The sequence below is a fragment of the Sagittula sp. SSi028 genome, assembly GCF_048553715.1.
Lineage (GTDB): Bacteria > Pseudomonadota > Alphaproteobacteria > Rhodobacterales > Rhodobacteraceae > Sagittula.
In genome coordinates this window covers 313,549-329,906 of sequence record NZ_JBLZNC010000004.1, presented here as the reverse complement: position 1 = coordinate 329,906, position 16,358 = coordinate 313,549, and the positions used below count along the sequence as shown (strand labels likewise).

The 16,358-nt window shown below is 63.3% G+C and carries 20 protein-coding genes; 9 read left to right on the top strand and 11 right to left on the bottom strand.

Annotated elements, in window-relative coordinates; translation table 11 throughout:
- Positions 1-23: 23 nt before the first annotated feature.
- The 8 genes from smc to ACN5AZ_RS10180 form a co-directional block, all read right to left on the bottom strand.
- Positions 24-3,479: a chromosome segregation protein SMC gene (gene smc, locus ACN5AZ_RS10215; protein WP_419428771.1), complete on the bottom strand. Its 3,456-nt coding sequence runs from the start codon at positions 3,477-3,479 to the stop codon at positions 24-26.
- A gap of 132 nt (positions 3,480-3,611) precedes the next feature.
- Positions 3,612-3,998, bottom strand: a complete 387-nt coding sequence (locus ACN5AZ_RS10210; RefSeq protein ID WP_419428770.1) for a hypothetical protein — start codon at positions 3,996-3,998, stop codon at positions 3,612-3,614.
- Between the two features lie 60 nt (positions 3,999-4,058).
- Positions 4,059-4,868, bottom strand: a complete 810-nt coding sequence (locus ACN5AZ_RS10205; RefSeq protein WP_419428769.1) for a division plane positioning ATPase MipZ — start codon at positions 4,866-4,868, stop codon at positions 4,059-4,061.
- Between the two features lie 183 nt (positions 4,869-5,051).
- On the bottom strand, positions 5,052-5,609 hold the full coding sequence (locus ACN5AZ_RS10200) for a F0F1 ATP synthase subunit B (protein ID WP_419428768.1): 558 nt from the start codon (positions 5,607-5,609) through the stop codon (positions 5,052-5,054).
- Between the two features lie 3 nt (positions 5,610-5,612).
- Positions 5,613-6,164 carry a F0F1 ATP synthase subunit B' gene (locus tag ACN5AZ_RS10195; RefSeq protein ID WP_419428767.1) on the bottom strand — a complete coding sequence of 184 codons (552 nt, stop codon included), beginning with the start codon at positions 6,162-6,164 and terminating at the stop codon, positions 5,613-5,615.
- Positions 6,165-6,247: 83 nt separating this feature from the next.
- Positions 6,248-6,469 (bottom strand): F0F1 ATP synthase subunit C, encoded by a 222-nt coding sequence (locus ACN5AZ_RS10190; protein ID WP_419428766.1) that lies wholly within the window; start codon positions 6,467-6,469, stop codon positions 6,248-6,250.
- An 81-nt stretch (positions 6,470-6,550) separates the two neighbouring features.
- On the bottom strand, positions 6,551-7,321 hold the full coding sequence (locus ACN5AZ_RS10185) for a F0F1 ATP synthase subunit A (protein WP_419428765.1): 771 nt from the start codon (positions 7,319-7,321) through the stop codon (positions 6,551-6,553).
- On the bottom strand, positions 7,311-7,715 hold the full coding sequence (locus ACN5AZ_RS10180; RefSeq protein ID WP_419428764.1) for an AtpZ/AtpI family protein: 405 nt from the start codon (positions 7,713-7,715) through the stop codon (positions 7,311-7,313). Before ACN5AZ_RS10180 ends, ACN5AZ_RS10185 begins: the two co-directional genes overlap by 11 nt.
- Before the next feature lie 263 nt (positions 7,716-7,978).
- Between ACN5AZ_RS10180 and ACN5AZ_RS10175 the strand changes: the two genes are divergently transcribed.
- Positions 7,979-8,320: an ArsR/SmtB family transcription factor gene (locus tag ACN5AZ_RS10175; RefSeq protein WP_419428763.1), complete on the top strand. Its 342-nt coding sequence runs from the start codon at positions 7,979-7,981 to the stop codon at positions 8,318-8,320.
- Here ACN5AZ_RS10175 and ACN5AZ_RS10170 read toward each other — a convergent pair.
- Together ACN5AZ_RS10170 and ACN5AZ_RS10165 are read right to left on the bottom strand one after the other, a co-directional pair.
- Positions 8,317-9,210 (bottom strand): DMT family transporter, encoded by an 894-nt coding sequence (locus ACN5AZ_RS10170; protein WP_419428867.1) that lies wholly within the window; start codon positions 9,208-9,210, stop codon positions 8,317-8,319. The genes ACN5AZ_RS10175 and ACN5AZ_RS10170 overlap by 4 nt on opposite strands.
- A complete protein-coding gene (locus tag ACN5AZ_RS10165) occupies positions 9,210-10,091 on the bottom strand; it encodes a LysR family transcriptional regulator (protein ID WP_419428762.1) in 882 nt (293 codons plus the stop codon). The genes ACN5AZ_RS10170 and ACN5AZ_RS10165 overlap by 1 nt, the downstream gene beginning before the upstream one ends.
- Positions 10,092-10,208: 117 nt before the next feature.
- Here ACN5AZ_RS10165 and ACN5AZ_RS10160 point away from each other — a divergent pair, with 117 nt between their 5' ends.
- Complete coding sequence (locus ACN5AZ_RS10160) at positions 10,209-10,793, top strand: FMN-dependent NADH-azoreductase (protein WP_419428761.1); 585 nt, start codon at positions 10,209-10,211, stop codon at positions 10,791-10,793.
- Positions 10,794-10,802: 9 nt separating this feature from the next.
- On the opposite strand, the gene ACN5AZ_RS10155 is transcribed toward ACN5AZ_RS10160, so the two are convergent.
- Positions 10,803-11,246, bottom strand: coding sequence for a hypothetical protein (locus ACN5AZ_RS10155; protein WP_419428760.1), 444 nt, complete (start codon positions 11,244-11,246; stop codon positions 10,803-10,805).
- 310 nt (positions 11,247-11,556) lie between these two features.
- On the opposite strand from ACN5AZ_RS10155, the gene ffh reads away from it, so the two are divergent.
- The 7 genes from ffh to ACN5AZ_RS10120 all read left to right on the top strand — a co-directional run bounded on the left by ffh (position 11,557) and on the right by ACN5AZ_RS10120 (position 16,319).
- Complete coding sequence (gene ffh, locus ACN5AZ_RS10150; RefSeq protein ID WP_419428759.1) at positions 11,557-13,065, top strand: signal recognition particle protein; 1,509 nt, start codon at positions 11,557-11,559, stop codon at positions 13,063-13,065.
- Between the two features lie 194 nt (positions 13,066-13,259).
- On the top strand, positions 13,260-13,793 hold the full coding sequence (locus ACN5AZ_RS10145; RefSeq protein ID WP_419428758.1) for a GNAT family N-acetyltransferase: 534 nt from the start codon (positions 13,260-13,262) through the stop codon (positions 13,791-13,793).
- Positions 13,790-14,320 carry a GNAT family N-acetyltransferase gene (locus tag ACN5AZ_RS10140; protein ID WP_419428757.1) on the top strand — a complete coding sequence of 177 codons (531 nt, stop codon included), beginning with the start codon at positions 13,790-13,792 and terminating at the stop codon, positions 14,318-14,320. The genes ACN5AZ_RS10145 and ACN5AZ_RS10140 overlap by 4 nt, the downstream gene beginning before the upstream one ends.
- Positions 14,317-14,826, top strand: a complete 510-nt coding sequence (locus ACN5AZ_RS10135) for a GNAT family N-acetyltransferase (protein WP_419428756.1) — start codon at positions 14,317-14,319, stop codon at positions 14,824-14,826. The genes ACN5AZ_RS10140 and ACN5AZ_RS10135 overlap by 4 nt, the downstream gene beginning before the upstream one ends.
- On the top strand, positions 14,823-15,422 hold the full coding sequence (locus tag ACN5AZ_RS10130; protein WP_419428755.1) for a GNAT family N-acetyltransferase: 600 nt from the start codon (positions 14,823-14,825) through the stop codon (positions 15,420-15,422). Before ACN5AZ_RS10135 ends, ACN5AZ_RS10130 begins: the two co-directional genes overlap by 4 nt.
- Positions 15,419-16,021, top strand: coding sequence for a GNAT family N-acetyltransferase (locus ACN5AZ_RS10125; RefSeq protein WP_419428754.1), 603 nt, complete (start codon positions 15,419-15,421; stop codon positions 16,019-16,021). The genes ACN5AZ_RS10130 and ACN5AZ_RS10125 overlap by 4 nt, the downstream gene beginning before the upstream one ends.
- A complete protein-coding gene (locus ACN5AZ_RS10120; protein WP_419428753.1) occupies positions 16,014-16,319 on the top strand; it encodes a chorismate mutase in 306 nt (101 codons plus the stop codon). The genes ACN5AZ_RS10125 and ACN5AZ_RS10120 overlap by 8 nt, the downstream gene beginning before the upstream one ends.
- Positions 16,320-16,358: the final 39 nt, after the last annotated feature.

Genomic DNA, 16,358 nt, shown 5'->3' with positions numbered 1-16,358 from the left:
CTTTGGCCGAGGCCCCGTGCCGGTCAGGCGACCAGCTTTTCCGCGCGTTTCAGATCGACCGAAACCAGTTGCGACACGCCCTGTTCCTGCATGGTCACGCCAAACAAACGGTCCATGCGCGCCATCGTCACCGCATGGTGCGTGATGATCAAAAAGCGCGTGTCGGTGCGGCGGCACATTTCATCAAGCATATCGCAGAAGCGAGTCACGTTGGCGTCATCGAGCGGGGCGTCCACCTCGTCCAGCACGCAGATCGGCGAGGGGTTCGCCATGAACACCGCAAAGATCAGCGCCAGACAGGTCAGCGTTTGCTCTCCACCCGACATCAGCGACAGGGTCGACAGCTTCTTGCCCGGCGGCTGACACATGATTTCCAGGCCCGCCTCCAGCGGATCATCAGACTCCACCATCACAAGGTTTGCCTCGCCACCGCCGAACAGATGGGTGAACAGCATGGTGAAGTTTGCGTTCACCTGCTCGAAGGCGGTCAGCAGCCGTTCGCGCCCTTCGCGGTTCAGACTGGCGATGCCGCTGCGCAATGCCTTGACCGCCTCTTCAAGATCGTTCTTCTCGGACACCAGCTGGTCGTGTTCGTCCTGTACCTCGCGGGCGTCTTCCTCGGCACGCAGGTTCACCGCCCCCAGCGCGTCACGCGCACGTTTAAGCCGGGCAACCTCGATCTCGATCTGCTCTGGATCGCCAAGGTCATCCAGCGTGATCCCGAGGCTGACTAACAGCGCCTCCGGCGTGGTCTCCAACGCCTCATCGATGCGATGCGCGGCGGTTTGCACGGCTTCGCGGGCAGCCTCGGTGCGGGCTTCGGCACGGGCGCGGGCCTCGCGCGCTTCGCCGGCCATCCGCTCTGCATCGCGCTCGGATGTGACCGCGTCGCGCAGCACGGTTTCCGCTGTGATCAGCTTGTCCGATGCGTTGGCTTTGCGGTCCTGCGCGGTCTCGATCCCGTCGGACAGCTCTTCGCGTTGGGTGGCCAGATCCTCGGGCACCTCATAGGCATCAGACAGTTCGTCCTCTGCCTCCGCCTTGCGGTCGGCCAGCTCGGTGGCGCGCGCGGTAGCATTTTCCAGACGCAAACGCCAGCCGGACAGATCTTTGGTGACCTGCTGGAACCGTGCCTTGCGGGCCTCACCTTCGCGGCGCAACTCATCTGCCGCAGAACGGCGCGCCATCATGGTCATCCGCGCCGCCTCGACCGTCATTTTGACGTCTTCCGCGCGGCCACGCACTTCGTCGAGATCATCGAGCCCGTCCAAGGCATGCTCCGCCTCGCGCAGCTGCGCGCGCGCCGTGCTCGCCTCGTCCTCGTAACGTTTGACCGCAAGTCCTGCGCTGTCGAGCTTTCCCAAAGCCATATCGTGATCGGCCTCGGCGCGGGACAGGGCACGGGCGGCCTCGGTCACGCGGGCATCCGCCATGCGACGCGCCTCGCGGGCGTCTTTGTCCGCGCGGGTCAGCTCGGCCAAGCGGGCCACCAACGCGTCATGCGCCGCACGGGTGCCATCCAGCACGGCGGTCGCCTCTGCCGTTTCCTGTTTCAGCGCTTCGAGCCGGTTGAGCTGTTCCAGACGCAGTGCCGCGGCCGACGGCTGATCCTCCGCCCAGGCGCGGTAGCCGTCCCAGCGCCACAAGTCCCCCTCCAGCGACACCAGCCGCTGACCGGGTTTCAGGGCGTGTTGCAGGCGCGGGCCGTCTTCGGCCTCCACCAGTCCGATCTGCGCAAGGCGGCGTTCCAGAACCTCTGGGACCGACACATGCTGTGCAAGCGACGTCACGCCCTGCGGCAAAGCCTGCGTGGCATCATAAGACGGCAGAACCAGCCAGCCGGTCGGGCCATCGCCCTCGACCTCGGGCGCGCGCAGATCATCGGCTAAAGCCGCGCCAAGCGCCTTCTCAAAGCCCTGTTCCACCTGCAACCGGTCAAGGATTTGCCCCCCTTCGGCGGTGTCGCGATCCAACAGCCGTGCCAGCGCCGTTACCTCGGCACGCAGCGCGTTCATCACGCCCTCTGCCTCTGACCGCTCGCCACGGGCCTCGGCCTCGCGTGTCTGGCATTCGGCGCGGGCGCTTTCGGCATCCACCAGAAGTGTCTCCGCCCGCTCGGCCATCGCCTCTGCGTCCATCTGCTGGCCACGGGCATCCTCGGCCGCGTCACGGGCGGTGGCCAAACGGTCGCGCGCCTCCGCCACGGTGGCGCGGGCTTTCTCCGCCTCGGCCTCGGCACGGGCCACGGTGCGCTGACAGTCCGACAGATAGCGCTGCGCCGATTGGTGGCGCGCCGCAAGCCGCGCCACATCTTCGGTCATCTGCGTCAGATCGGCCTCGCGGGCCTGCAGCACATCGCTGGCCTCATGGGCGGCATCCTGCGCCTCGGCCAGCTTATCCTCATGGCCCTCGCTGGCCTTTGCCAGTTCGCGCGCTTCCCATTCCAGACGGTCGATGGTTTCGCCCGCATCGCGGTTGAGCGTTTCCTCGCGGCTCATGTCCTGATCGAGCTGGGCGATCCGCTTGCGCAGGGTTTCGATCCGCTGCGCCGCCTGCTTTTCCTGATCGGACAGTGCATCCCGCTGGACCATTAACCGCTGCAGAATGGCGGCGGCAATGGCGTCTTCCTCACGCAAGGCGGGCAAGGCGTCCTCGGCTTGGGCACGCACGGCAGCCGCCTCGCGCGCTGCACGTTCTGCGGCAGAGGCCGCATTGACCAGTTCGCGCAACGCCGCCTCTGCCGCGATGCGCGCGGCGTCGGCCTCTTGCCAGCGGCTGTACAGCAGTTTGCCCTCGGCCTGCCGCAGATCCTCGCCAATGGCGCGATAGCGCGCGGCCTGTTTGGCCTGCCGCGCAAGCTGTCCAAGCTGACCGGCCAACTGTTCGACCACATCATCGACGCGCAGCAGATTGGCCTCTGTGCTTTTCAGCTTCAGCTCCGCCTCGTGGCGGCGCTGGTACAGACCGCCAATGCCCGCCGCATCCTCAAGGACCTTACGGCGGTTCTTGGGCTTGGCGTTGATGAGCTCGGCAATCTGGCCCTGCCGCACCAAAGCCGGAGAGGTCGCGCCCGTCGCTGCATCGGCAAACAGCATCTGCACGTCGCGGGCGCGGGTGTCCTTACCGTTGACCTTGTAGGCGGAGCCGACGTCGCGGGTGATGCGGCGCACCACCTCCAACTGGTCATTGTCGTTGAATCCGGCGGGGGCGAGCCGGTCCTGATTGTCGATGACAAGGGTGACCTCGGCGAAGTTGCGCGCGGGGCGCGAGGCCGCACCGGCAAAGATCACATCCTCCATCCCGCCTCCGCGCATCGCCTTGGCGCGGGTTTCCCCCATCACCCAGCGCAGCGCCTCGAGCAGGTTGGATTTTCCGCATCCGTTCGGCCCAACAACGCCGGTCAGCCCCGTCGAGATCATCAGATCCGTCGGGTCGACAAAGCTTTTGAAGCCGGTCAGGCGAAGGCGGGAAAACTGCACGCGAGCGATTCCTTTCAGGACTCGCAATTTGGCGGTTTCCGGCTGGGCGAGTCAATCCACAGCCGCCGGATTTAGCGAAACCATGCCACTTGTCCCCAAGATATTGCGGAGAAACCTACTCGTGTGGACGATTCAGCCTTTACGACATTCCAGATCCAGATCGCCGCGCCCCGCGCCGATCACATCGCAGAAAAACATATGCCGTTTGCGTGGCATCGGAGGCGCAGGCTCCGCCCCGCAGTCCAGCCCGATGTACATCAACGCAGGGTCGCCCATGATCCAATCGGCGCGGCATCCGGTCTCGCGCTGGGTCGCCAAACCGCCGCGGCGTGCCACGTCATGAAAGCGCGGCAGAAACTCGGGGCTGGTCCGGATGGCTTCAACATAAGCGCCACGGCGGCGCAGCGTGAATTTGGACCCGTCCTCGGTCACGCGCACCACCGGCGCATTCAAAAAGCCCGGCCCCGCCACATCACATGCGGCGAGACCGAAACAAAGGAGAACGAGGGGAAGTCTCATACCCGCTACGCTGCCCTCATCAGGGTTACGAAACGGTTAACTCCACCGCCCAATCCGCCGTTAGAATGTCACCTCGACGTTGGGCAGTTTCAGCGCCTTGAGCAGATCGCGCAGCTCCTGTCGCGCGGCAACGTTCGAGATATTGAGCTGTTTGACGCCCACATCGCGAAGATCCAGCAGGGTCAGACCACGCGGGAACAACTCGCGGAACACCACACGCTCGGAAAAGCCGGGGGCGACGCGGAAGCCGATCCGCTTGGACAGCTTGTCCAAGGCGCGCTCGATCTTCATTTTGTTGACCATCTGCTGTGCGCCCAGACGGTTGCGCAGCACCACCCAATCGATGGGTTTCAAACCCGCTTGGGCGCGGATCTGGCGCGCCGACCAAACCATTTCCGAGTACACAGAGGGGCCAAGCACCTTGTCCCCATCCGCATCGATCCGCCCCAGCAGGTCAAAGTCGATGAAACTGTCGTTCAGCGGCGTCACCAGCGTATCCGCCAAGGAATGCGCCACCTGCGCCAGACGCGTGTGCGAGCCGGGGCAGTCGATCAGAATGAAGTCGCAGTTGTCTTCGAGACGCGCCACCGCCTCGCTGAGGCGCCGATCATTCGCGTTCTCGTTCGGGTTCAGCGTCTCTTTGTCGATGTTGGGCAGTTCGGTGTGCAGCGGCGACGGCAGCTCCAGCCCGATTTCGGCCAGATGCGCCTTACGGTTGTCGAGATAACGCCCCAAGCTGCGCTGCCGCAAATCCAGATCCAGCGTCTGGACGCGGTGACCCAGCCGCGCCAAAGCCGTGGCAATATGCATGGAGACGGTGGATTTCCCCGCACCGCCCTTTTCGTTCCCGACAACAATGATGTGTGCCACGCGCGACATCCCTCAGACAGCACCACGTTTGACCGTGGTTGGTTTGAAGTTCGTTCTACCGCGCGGCCACGGACAAGAAAAGGCGCGGGGCGACAAAACCTTGCCGCCTTTGGGCGTTACCTAGTGGTCGAACGAAAAAACCCGACCAATTGGCCGGGTTCGTTCATGATCTGGCAACTTGGCTCAGTGCAGCTTGGCACCGACTTCCGCGATGGATGCGTCGATCATCTGGCCCGCTTTAGCAGCGTCCATCTGTTCGGCGACAACCTTGCGTGCGGCAGCCACGGCCACGGCAGCGGCCTGATCGCGCACGTCCTTGACGGCAGATGCCTGCGCGGACTCGATCTGGCTTTCAGCAGCGGCAAGACGGCGCGCAATCGACGCGGTCATGTCGGCCTTGGCGGCCTCTGCGGCAGCTTCGGCTTCCTGCTTGGCGTGGGCCACGATGCGGTCGGCCTGATCCTGCACTTCGCGGGACTTACGTTCGTAAGACGCCAGCAGGGCCTGTGCCTCTTCGCGGATGCGGCGGGCTTCGTCGAGATCGTTCTGGATGCCCTCGGCGCGCTGATCCAACAGCTTGCCCAGCATACCCGGCACCTTGAAGTACACCAGCACGGCAAGGAACAGGATAAAGCCCAACAGCACGATGAAATCGGTGTTGCGCAGGCTAAAGAACGGACCGCTGGCCGCGTGGGCCGGAGCAGCTGCCAGAACAGCGAGGGGGAGAATGAAACGTGTCATGATTTACCCCTTGAGCTGGCTGTCGACAGCCGCGTTGATCTTGGCTTCGTCGGCGGTGACGCCCAGCGCGGCCACGATGGCTGCGGCGGTGTCTTTGGCGACGACTTCGACGTTCTGCATGGCGCCGGCGCGGATTTCGGCAATCGCCTTTTCCGATTCAGCAGCCTTGGCAGAGATTTCTGCATCGGCTTTCGCCATTTCCGCATCGAGATCGGCCTTGATCTCGTCACGGGTCTGCTGCGCGATGGCCTGCGCTTCGGTGCGTGCATCCGCAAGCGCCTTGTCGTAGGCGGCTTCGGCTTCCTGTGCCTTGGCCTTCAGGTCTTCGGCAGCGGCGATGTCGTTCGTGATGCTGCCCTGGCGTTCAGCCAGGACGGACGCGATCCGCGGCAGGGCGACACGCGCCAGAATAAAGTAGATCACCACCAGGGTGATGATAAGCCAGAAAACCTGGTTGCCGATCCAGTCACCGCAGAGCTGCGGCATACCGATGGCAGAACCGCCTGCGTCAACGCAGGTGCCAGCCAGATCTTCCTGATACGGTTCAACCGCCATGTCGTCCTCCGTCGGAACTTGGTCTCTACATCGGGCGGCCTATGTCAGGCCGCCCGCGCGTAAGGATCGTCAGGTTCCGTGGATTAGACGGCGAACATCAGCAGCAGAGCGATCAGGAACGAGAAGATGCCCAGAGCTTCTGCAAATGCGATGCCGATGAACAGGGTCGCGGTCTGCGAGCCTGCTGCGGAGGGGTTGCGCAGAGCGCCGGCCAGGAAGTTGGCAGCAACGTTGCCCACACCCAGGGCTGCGATGCCCGTGCCGAGACCTGCGATGCCTGCGCCGAGGTACTGAATGCCTTCCATGGTGTATCTCCTTACGATTGGAAGTTAGATAGTCGTGTATTTCGGGTCGCGGAGCGGGCCACCATCGGCCCGCCGCCGTGATTAGTGAGAGGGGTGCAGCGCGTCCTTGAGGTACACGCAGGTCAGGATCGTGAAGACGTAGGCCTGAATGAAGGCCACCAGCACTTCGAGACCGTACATCGCCGTGATCGCGAGGATCGAGATCGGGGACACAGCGGCCAGAGCGGCAAAGCCTGCGAAGACCTTGATCACGGCGTGGCCCGCCATAACGTTACCCGCAAGACGGATGGAGTGGCTCATCGGGCGAACGAAGTAGGAAATCACTTCGATGATCGCCAGCACGGGCCGCAGCGGCAACGGCGCCGAGGACACCCAGAACAGGCCGAGGAAACCGGCACCGTTTTTGACAAAACCCAGAACGGTCACACCGATGAACACAGCCAGCGCCAGCGGCACGGTCACGGCAAAGTGCGACGTCGTGGTAAAGGACATCGGGATCAGGCCAAGGAAGTTGGCGAACACGATGAACATGAACAGGGTCATGATGTAGGGGAAGTACTTCAGACCGTCCTTGCCGGCGACGTCTTCGACCATCTTGTGAACGAAGCCGTAGGCCAGTTCAGCGATCGACTGCGAGCGGCTGGGGACGATGGCGCGACGCGAGGTGCCAACCACCATCAAAAGAACAACCGACACAACGGCCAGGAACAGCCACAGCGTCACGTTGGTGATGGTGAACATGCCCACATCGCCGTTGCCGAACAGCGGCTTGACGATGAATTGGTCCATCGGGTGAAAGACCAGGCCCGTGCCTTCGGTCGCGTGTTCTGCACCGTGCGTGTCAGTCGCCATCCTTGTTCCCCTCGTTCGCGCCAGATGCGGCGCCCTTGTCTGTGGCCCCCGTGCGGGTGCCTTTGTCGTCGTTGGGCGCGTCCGCCCCGTTCAAATCCTGCTTCGCCTGCACCTCTTTTGCCGTGCGCAGCATCACATTGATGCCGGCGGCAATGCCCAGCAGCGCGAAGACCACCATCAGGAAGGGTCCGGTGCCCAGCACCACATCCAACCCGTAGCCGATGCCAAACCCGATCCCGAGCCCGGCCACCATCTCCGTCACCATGCGCCACGCCACGTTGGCCTGGCTGTAGTGTTCTTCCTGATGGGCCTTTTTGCCGCCGCGCGCTGTCTTGTAGGCGCTGATGCGGTCCTCAAGGTCCTGCATCTGTCGCTTGTGGTCAGGCGCGCTCATGAGCGGTTGGCTCCATCAGAGTTCGCAGCAGGGAATAGGCGGTGATCCCCCCCGAGTCAATGACGGGTTAACCGTCTGCGACACCTCCGCAAGGCGTTGAATTAAAATAATAATTGCACCTGACGCGATTCGCCGCCGACGGCGATCACCGCCCGCAGCCCGCCAAATTTGTGAAATCCGTTATTCAACACTTTGGTTGAGTTTCAGCGCATGGGCCTTTCTGCCTCTGTGCAAACGCGGCCAAAGCCGGTATCGCGATACCTATGACCGCCCGCTTGGATGCCACTTTCGCCGCTCTGGCCGACCCGACCCGCCGCCGCATCCTGTCGATGCTGCTCGAAGACGATATGGCCGTCACCGATGTGGCAGAGCCTTTTGACATGTCGCTTGCGGCAATATCCAAGCACCTGAACGTTTTGACCAATGCGGGGCTGATCAGTCAGGACAAACGCGGGCGCGTCAAATGGTGCAAGCTGGAACCGGACGCCCTGCGCGAGGCCACCGTCTGGATGCAAAGCTTCGGCCTGTTCGAGCCGGTCAATCTCGACGCCTTTGAACGCTTCCTTGAGGGGGAATTGTCCGAGGGCACCGGCGCGGACAGCTAGTGCCCTTCATCCTTGAGCAGCAACAGCAGCGCAAAAGCCGTCAGCCCCACGCCGGGCAACAGGATCGCGGCCGGACCGCCCTGCCCTAAAGCGAACTGCCACACGATGACGCAACTGGGTACGATATAAGTGTAGGCCATCACCTTGGCCGACGGCAGCCGCAGCGCCGCATAGCGCAGGATCAAAAACGTCAGCCCCGTGGCCACCAGCGCGGTGTAGGCAATGACCTTGTAGACGATCACCGGCATCGTAGCCCAATCCGTCGCAAGGATATCCTGCCAGGCATAGATCCACAGGATAATTGCCCCCGCCGTCAGTACCATCGCAACAAAGGCCAGCGCGGGCTCGCCGCGGCTGAGCTTGCGCAGCAGCGGCGTATACAGCGCATGGGCCACACAGCCCCAGAAGTAGATCGCCTCCCCCGGGCCGATCTCGAACCGCCATGCCAGTCGGGGATCGCCGCGAAACACCACCCAAAGCGCCCCGACACCCCCGATGGCAATGGCCGCCGCCATGCGCCGCGTCGTGACCTGCTGGACAACAAACCAGCCAAACACCGCCGTCAGCGCGGGGTTCAACGTAAACACCGCCGCCAGACTGACCGGATCGGCGGTCTGCAAACCGGCGAACATGGTGACGAAATAAAAGGCAAACAGAGCCGCCAGCACAAAGTAGCGCCACGGCGCGACAGACACCCCGCGCAGCCCTGTGCCGCTGATGGCCACAAGCCCCCACATGGCCAAAGCCGCCACAGCAAAGCGTACAGCGTTCAGCACAACCGGATCGATATGCGCGGTTGTCATGGCCCCCAAAGGGAAAGAGCCCGCGACCATCATCGCAAAGCCCAACATGGCCAGATGCCCGCGTGCCGCAGGCCCGAGGTTGCGGATCACGCGCCCAGAACTTCGGCTGCGTGCTTTTTCAGATGCGCAAGGAACGCCTGCACTTTGGCCGTGCGATGCAGATCCACATGGGTGACCAACCAAAGCGGGATGGTCCAATCGTCGCGCGGCGGCAGAATTTGAACCATCCCCTCGTATTGCTCGGCCTCGCGCACACCGAGAAAGCCCAGACCCGCACCGGCGGCAATCGCGGCCTCTTGCACGCGCATATCCACGCTGCAAAAGACCATCCGTTCTTTGGGAACAAGACCGCGCAGCCAACGCCAGAACGGCGCGCGGTGGTCCACATCGTCGTGGCAGACGAAATCATGATTGACCAAGTCCGCCTCGCTTTCGGGCAGCCCCTTGCGCGCGATGTAGTCCTTGTGACCGTACAGCGTGATCGCTTGCTGAGAGAAAGGGCGCACCACGTTATCGGGTTCTTGCGGGGCGGCACCGGCCCGCACGGCCACATGCGCCTCGCCATACTCCAGACGGAACACACGGTCATCGGTCAGGTAGCGCACCACCACATCAGGGTGCGCCTCGCGGAAGGACATCAGAACCGGCACCATCAAGGGCGCGTGCGAAATCAGCGAGGTGACCAGCAATTCGCCCGACACATCCGCCCCGCGCCCTTTGATCCGACCTTCGAGCTGCTGGAACTGCTCATCGGTTGTCTGCGCCACACGCAGCAGATCCGTTCCCGCCTCGGTGGCGGTGTAGCCGCGCGCATGGCGCTGGAACAGCTTGACGCCCAACCGCCCTTCCAATGAATCGATATGCCGGATCACCGTGGCATGGTGCACGCCCAGCACCTCGGCGGCGCCGCTGACCGTGCCCATGCGGGCCACCTGAAACGCCGTGCGAACTTCGTCCCAATTGTCCATGACTGCACCTGTGCAAATTTCAACATTACCCGTCCTTTTGCTCAGATTGCGTTCGCCAGCACAAGTCACAAGTTACGCTACGACATCACGATTTATCGAAATCGAAAGGACATATGTGTGACGAATACCCTGCTTCGCATCGACGCCTCCGCCCGCCACGAGGACTCCACCAGCCGCGCTCTGGCCGATGCGGTGGTGGATCGCCTTGCGCCTGACACCACGCTGACACGCGACCTCTCCGCACAGGCCATCCCGCAACTCGACGCAGGCTGGCTGCACGCGGCCTTTACCGGGGACGACCAGCGCAGTGACGACCAGCGCGCGCGGCTTGCCCTGTCCGAGACCCTGATCGAAGAGCTGCGGCAGGCCGACACCCTGCTGATCTCGACCCCGATCTACAATTTCGGCATCCCCGCCAGCCTGAAGGCATGGATCGACATGATTGCCCGCGCCGGTGTGACCTTTCGCTACACCGAAAACGGCCCCGAAGGCCTGCTGACCGGCAAGCGCGCCGTGCTGGTCATCGCGTCAGGTGGCACCGAGGTCGACAGCGGCATTGATTACGCCACCCCATACCTGCGTCATGTCCTTGGCTTTGTCGGCATCACCGATGTTCAGATCGTGCGGTCGGATTTGCAGAGCCTCGACCCCGAGGCATCCAAGGCCCGCGCAGCCGCAGACCTGAACGGTCTCGCCGCCTGAGCGATGCGCCTAAAATGCTGTGCGTCCCACCGGCGGGACGTGCAGCAGAGCGCGCAGATCGCTGCGCTCCGGGTCCAGTTCGGCATATGCCAGCGCCTCTTGCGGATCGCGCGACACTTCCAGCGGATAGGGCATGCGCGCCAGAACTGCATCGCGGTACAGCTTGCAGATGCCGTAATTCACCTTCCCCGGCGCATAAATCGATGTGCGCGCCCGCGGATCCCGCGCCACGTGGAACGGCGCCAGCCGATCGGCAATTCGCTGGGTTTCCTCGAAAAACCGCTCCGGAAACCGGCAGCTTTGCACATCCAGCAGGATATGCTGCGCCCCGTCGAAATCGGGATCATCCCGATAGGCCAGCAAACATGCAACGTTCTGGTCGACGGTGATGTCCCCTGTAAACGTCACCAACACAGTGTTCAGTTCGGGCATAACAGTATAGCTGGCTGGCATGGGGTCTCTTTGGTTGCGCGCTCATCCGCACCCTAGCCAGCACGCCCGCCTCATGACACCGCGACCAAAGCCGCAGACCCATCAAGCGACGATGGGACAGGCGATCAATTGACATATCCCCCGATTTTTCGTAACAGGCCCCAACATCCGGAAGCGTCTGAGTCTTCCGGTCCCATGGGCAATGCCCGGGATCGCCCTCCGTCAGCGCGTTGCGCCCACGGGGGCATTTCCGCTTTGCCCCTTTGCGATGCCGGTCCCGCTGCCCTATCTCGGTGTGACCACGAGACTTGATAGAAAGGCGTAACTGCCCATGTTCGAAAATCTCTCCGAACGCCTTGGCGGCGTCTTCGACCGGCTGACCAAGGCAGGCGCCCTGTCCGAGGACGACGTCAAAACCGCCCTGCGCGAGGTGCGCGTCGCCCTGCTCGAAGCGGACGTATCCCTCCCCGTGGCGCGCCAGTTCATCAAGGCGGTCGAAAAGAAAGCCACCGGCGCGGCCGTGACGAAATCCGTCACCCCCGGTCAGCAGGTCGTCAAAATCGTCCATGACGAGCTGATCGCCGTTCTCAAGGGCGACAGCGAAGACCCCGGCAAGCTCAAGATCGACAACCCGCCCGCCCCCATTTTGATGGTCGGCCTGCAGGGCGGCGGTAAAACCACAACGACCGCCAAGTTGGCGAAGCGCCTGAAAGAGCGTGACAACAAAAAGGTCCTGATGGCCTCGCTGGACGTCAACCGCCCCGCCGCGATGGAACAGCTGGCGATCCTCGGCACCCAGATCGGTGTCGACACCCTGCCCATCGTCAAGGGCGAAGACCCGGTGGCGATTGCCAAGCGCGCTAAGACGCAGGCGGGCCTTGGCGGCTATGACGTCTATCTGCTCGACACCGCAGGCCGCCTGTCCATCGACGAAGAGCTGATGGCCCAGGTCGAAGCCGTCCGCGACGTGGCCAACCCTCGTGAAACCATCCTCGTGGTCGACGGGCTGACAGGTCAGGACGCGGTGCACACCGCTGAAAACTTCGACAATCGCGTCGGCATCACCGGCGTCGTTCTGACTAGGATGGACGGTGACGGACGCGGCGGTGCGGCCCTGTCGATGCGCGCCATTACCGGCAAGCCAATCAAATTCGTAGGTCTTGGCGAAAAGATGGACGCGTTGGAGACCTTCGAACCCGACCGCGTCGCAGGCCGCATCCTTGGCATGGGCGACATCGTGGCCCTCGTCGAAAAGGCGCAGGAAACGCTGGAGGTCGAACAGGCCGAGCGCATGATGAAGCGCTTCCAGAAGGGTCAGTTCAACATGAACGACCTGAAGATGCAGCTTGACCAGATGATCAAGATGGGCGGCATGGCCGGCATGATGGAGATGATGCCCGGCATGGGCAAACTCGCCAAACAGGTCGACAGCGCTGACATGGATGACAAGGTGATCAAACGCCAGATCGCGCTGATCAACTCCATGACCAAGAAAGAGCGCGCCAACCCCGCCCTGCTGCAAGCCTCCCGCAAGAAACGCATCGCCGCCGGTGCCGGCATGGAGGTCTCCGACCTCAACAAGCTGCTGAAAATGCAGCGCCAGATGTCCGACATGATGAAGAAAATGGGCAAGATGGGCAAAGGCGGCATGCTCAAACAGGCCATGAAAGGCATGTTCGGCAAGGGCGGCATGCCTGCGGGCATGGACCCCTCCCAGATGGACCCGAAACAGCTCGAAGCGGCGGCCAAACAGATGGGCGCCAAGATGCCCGGTGGCCTGCCCGGTCTCGGCGGTGGCGGCCTACCACCCGGCCTCTCCGGCTTTGGCAAGAAAAAGTAAGAAAGGTTAACGCGCCCGAGGCTTTTTCTTGGTTCAAATACCTCCGCCGGAGGCATCCGACCAACCCCAAAGCACCGCGCCCGGACTGTCATGCTGCATCCCTTCCCTCACACACCGCCTTGCACACGGCCCGCCGCGACGCCCCTCGCGTGCGCGGCAGCCGTGCGCCTCATGCGGCCCGAAGGAACGGCCTGATGCCCGCACCGACATTAACCACCCCGCGCCTGACGCTGCGCGCCCACACGATGGACGATCTCGACGCGCTCTGTGACCTGTTCGCGACAGATCGTGCGCGGTTCATGGGCGGGCCGGTGTCACGCAAGGACGCGTGGCGCTGGATCGCCTCCGAGGTCGCCATGTGGGATCTTCTGGGCCACGGCCCATGGGGGATCGAAGACCGCGACGGCCAATTCCTCGGCCAGATCGGCCTGTTCAAACCCCCGCACTTCCCGGAGCTTGAGCTGGGCTGGACCCTGCTGGCGCAAGCCGAAGGTCAGGGCTACGCCTTTGAGGCCGCCTTGGCCGCGCGCAACTGGGCGGCGGAACAGGGTCACACGACAGTCGTGTCCTACATTGATCCCGCCAACAGCCGCTCCATCGCGCTGGCCGAACGCCTTGGCGCGATCCACGATCCACAGGCGGCGCTGCCTGCGGGCGAGACCGCCTCTGACACCGTCGTTTACCGCCATGCGCTGGACACCGACGGCAGCCCGGAGGCCTACGCATGACACTCGTCCCCTTCGCGCCCGTCCTGGAAACCGAAAACCTGATCATCCGCGCGCCGGAGAAAGGCGACGCCGACCATGTGATCCGCTTTCTCATGGACCCGATCCGCAGCGCCGGTTTCGGCGGCGAAGACAACCGTGGCGATGCGTGGCGCTGGTTCACACTGAACGTCGGACACTGGCATTGGCACGGTTACGGCTATTTCACCGTGGTGGATCGGGCCAGCGGGCAGCCCTGTGGCATCTGCGGCATCTGGAACCCCGAAGGCTGGCCCGAGCCGGAAATCGGCTGGGTTGTGTTTGACGGCTTCGAGGGGCGCGGCGTCGCCTTCGAGGCCGCCCAACGGGTGCGCCGCTATGCCTATGAGGATCTGAAACTCGCCACGTTGACGTCGAATATCGTGCCGTCGAACGAGCGGTCCAAACGGCTCGCCGCGCGGCTGGGCGCGGTGTACGAACGCACATATGTCAACGTCGCAATGGGCGAGGACGAACTCTGGCGTCACCCCGGACCGGAGGCGGTCCTGTGAAGGCGCATATCTCGATCACCACGGACCGGCTGGTCCTGCGCACCCCCGAGGAAGAGGACTTTGACGCCGTGGCCGCGTTCATGTCCTCCGACCGGGCGCGCTTTGTCGGAGGTCCGCGCGAGGATCGTTTCGACATGTGGCGCGGGTTTCTGGGCCAATTCGGCCATTGGGGTCTGCGCGGCTACGGCATGTTCACCATCACGCAGGCAGGCCGTGTCATCGGCCGCACCGGCCTTTTGAACCATGTGATGTGGGAAGAGCCCGAACTGACCTGCCATATCTTTGATGCCAAGCTTGAAAGTCAGGGTTTGGGGACCGAAGCCATGCGCGCCGCCCGTCTTTGGGCGTGGGAAGCGCACGGGCTGAACCGGCTGGCCTCCTTTATCCACCCCGACAACGGCGCGGCACAGGGCGTTGCGCTGAAACTGGGCGCCCAGCCCGAACGTGAAACCACCCTTTTGGGCAAACCTGTCCACCTGTGGCGTCATCCGGAGGCCCGCCCGTGACCGGAGCCGACCGCCATACGTCCAAAGCCCCCTGCGAGACGCACCGCCCCGGTCCAGCCGCCCGCGTGGCTGCGCGCATGGGGGGCAAGGTGCCCGTGATCGACACGCGCCGCCTGCAACTGCGCGGCCCGCGTGTCTATGACTTCAAGGCCTACGCCGAGATCATGACCTCGGACCGGGCGATCTTTATGGATGGCCCCTACACCCGCAAGGAAGCCTGGGGCGATTTCACCAACTACGTCGCCTGCTGGATGCTGCACGGCCATGGCCTGTGGACCATAGACGCCGCCACAACGCCGACGGCGGGCTTTGTTCTGCTGGGCTATGACTGGGACGATCCGGAACCCGAGCTGGGCATATTCATCGGCGAAAGCGCTGAAGGCCATGGTTACGCGCTCGAAGCGCTTGAAGCTGCGCGCGACCATGCGTTTGAGGCGCTGAAATGGGACAGCGTTGTCAGCTACGTGGCCTCTGACAATGATCGGGGCAACCGGCTGATGAAACGCGCAGGCGCGCGCCGTGATGCCACAGCCGAGGCCGCTTTGGACGACGATGCGCTGTTTGTCTGGCGCCACGCCAAGGGGGATGCCGCATGAGCCTTGTCGATATCCCCGTTCTGGACACCAAACGTCTGCAGTTGCGCGCCCCGCAGCCGCAGGATTACCCCGATTTCAAGGCCACCTTCGCATCCTACCGCTCGCGTTTCATGGGCGGGCCGTTGAACGCCTATGAGGCGTGGATGCTGTATGCGGCGGAAATCGGCCATTGGGACATTCGCGGCTTTGGCATGTGGATGATCCACCTCAAGGGCACGGATGAAACCGTCGGCATGGCCGGGGGCTGGTTTCCGGCGAAATGGCCCGAACGGGAAATCGCGTGGATCATCTGGCCCGACCGCGCCGGAAAGGGCTACGCCTTGGAGGCGACCGACCGCGTGCGCCGGCATCTCTATCAGGACATGGGCTGGGAGACCGCCGTGTCCTACATCGATCCGAAGAATCTCGATTCCATCCGGCTGGCGGAACGTCTGGGCTGTGTCAAAGACCACAATGCCCCGTCCATCGATGGCAGTGATGCGGTCTATCGCCATCCCACGCTGGAGCAACTGCGCGGCCAGACCGGCCATGGCGTGGATATGGAAATCGCGCACTATCAGGACCCGCTGTTCAAACCGAAAGGCTTTGCAATTGACTGACGCACCCAATGACGTTACCCGCGCGGCCCAGATCCTGAAGGAGCACCGCGAATCCATCGACCGGCTAGATGCGATCCTCGTCTATACGCTGGGCGAGCGGTTCAAACATACGCAGGCCGTGGGCGCGCTGAAAGCCGCCCATGACCTCCCGCCCTCCGACCCCGCGCGTGAAGAAACGCAGATCGCGCGGCTCGAAGACCTTGCGAAACGGGCCGACCTCGACCCCGCCTTCGCCAAGAAATTCCTGAATTTCATCATTCAGGAGGTGATCCGACACCATAAGGAACACCAAGCCTAACCCGGACCGATCGTCCGGACACGCCATTCAGATCAAGGA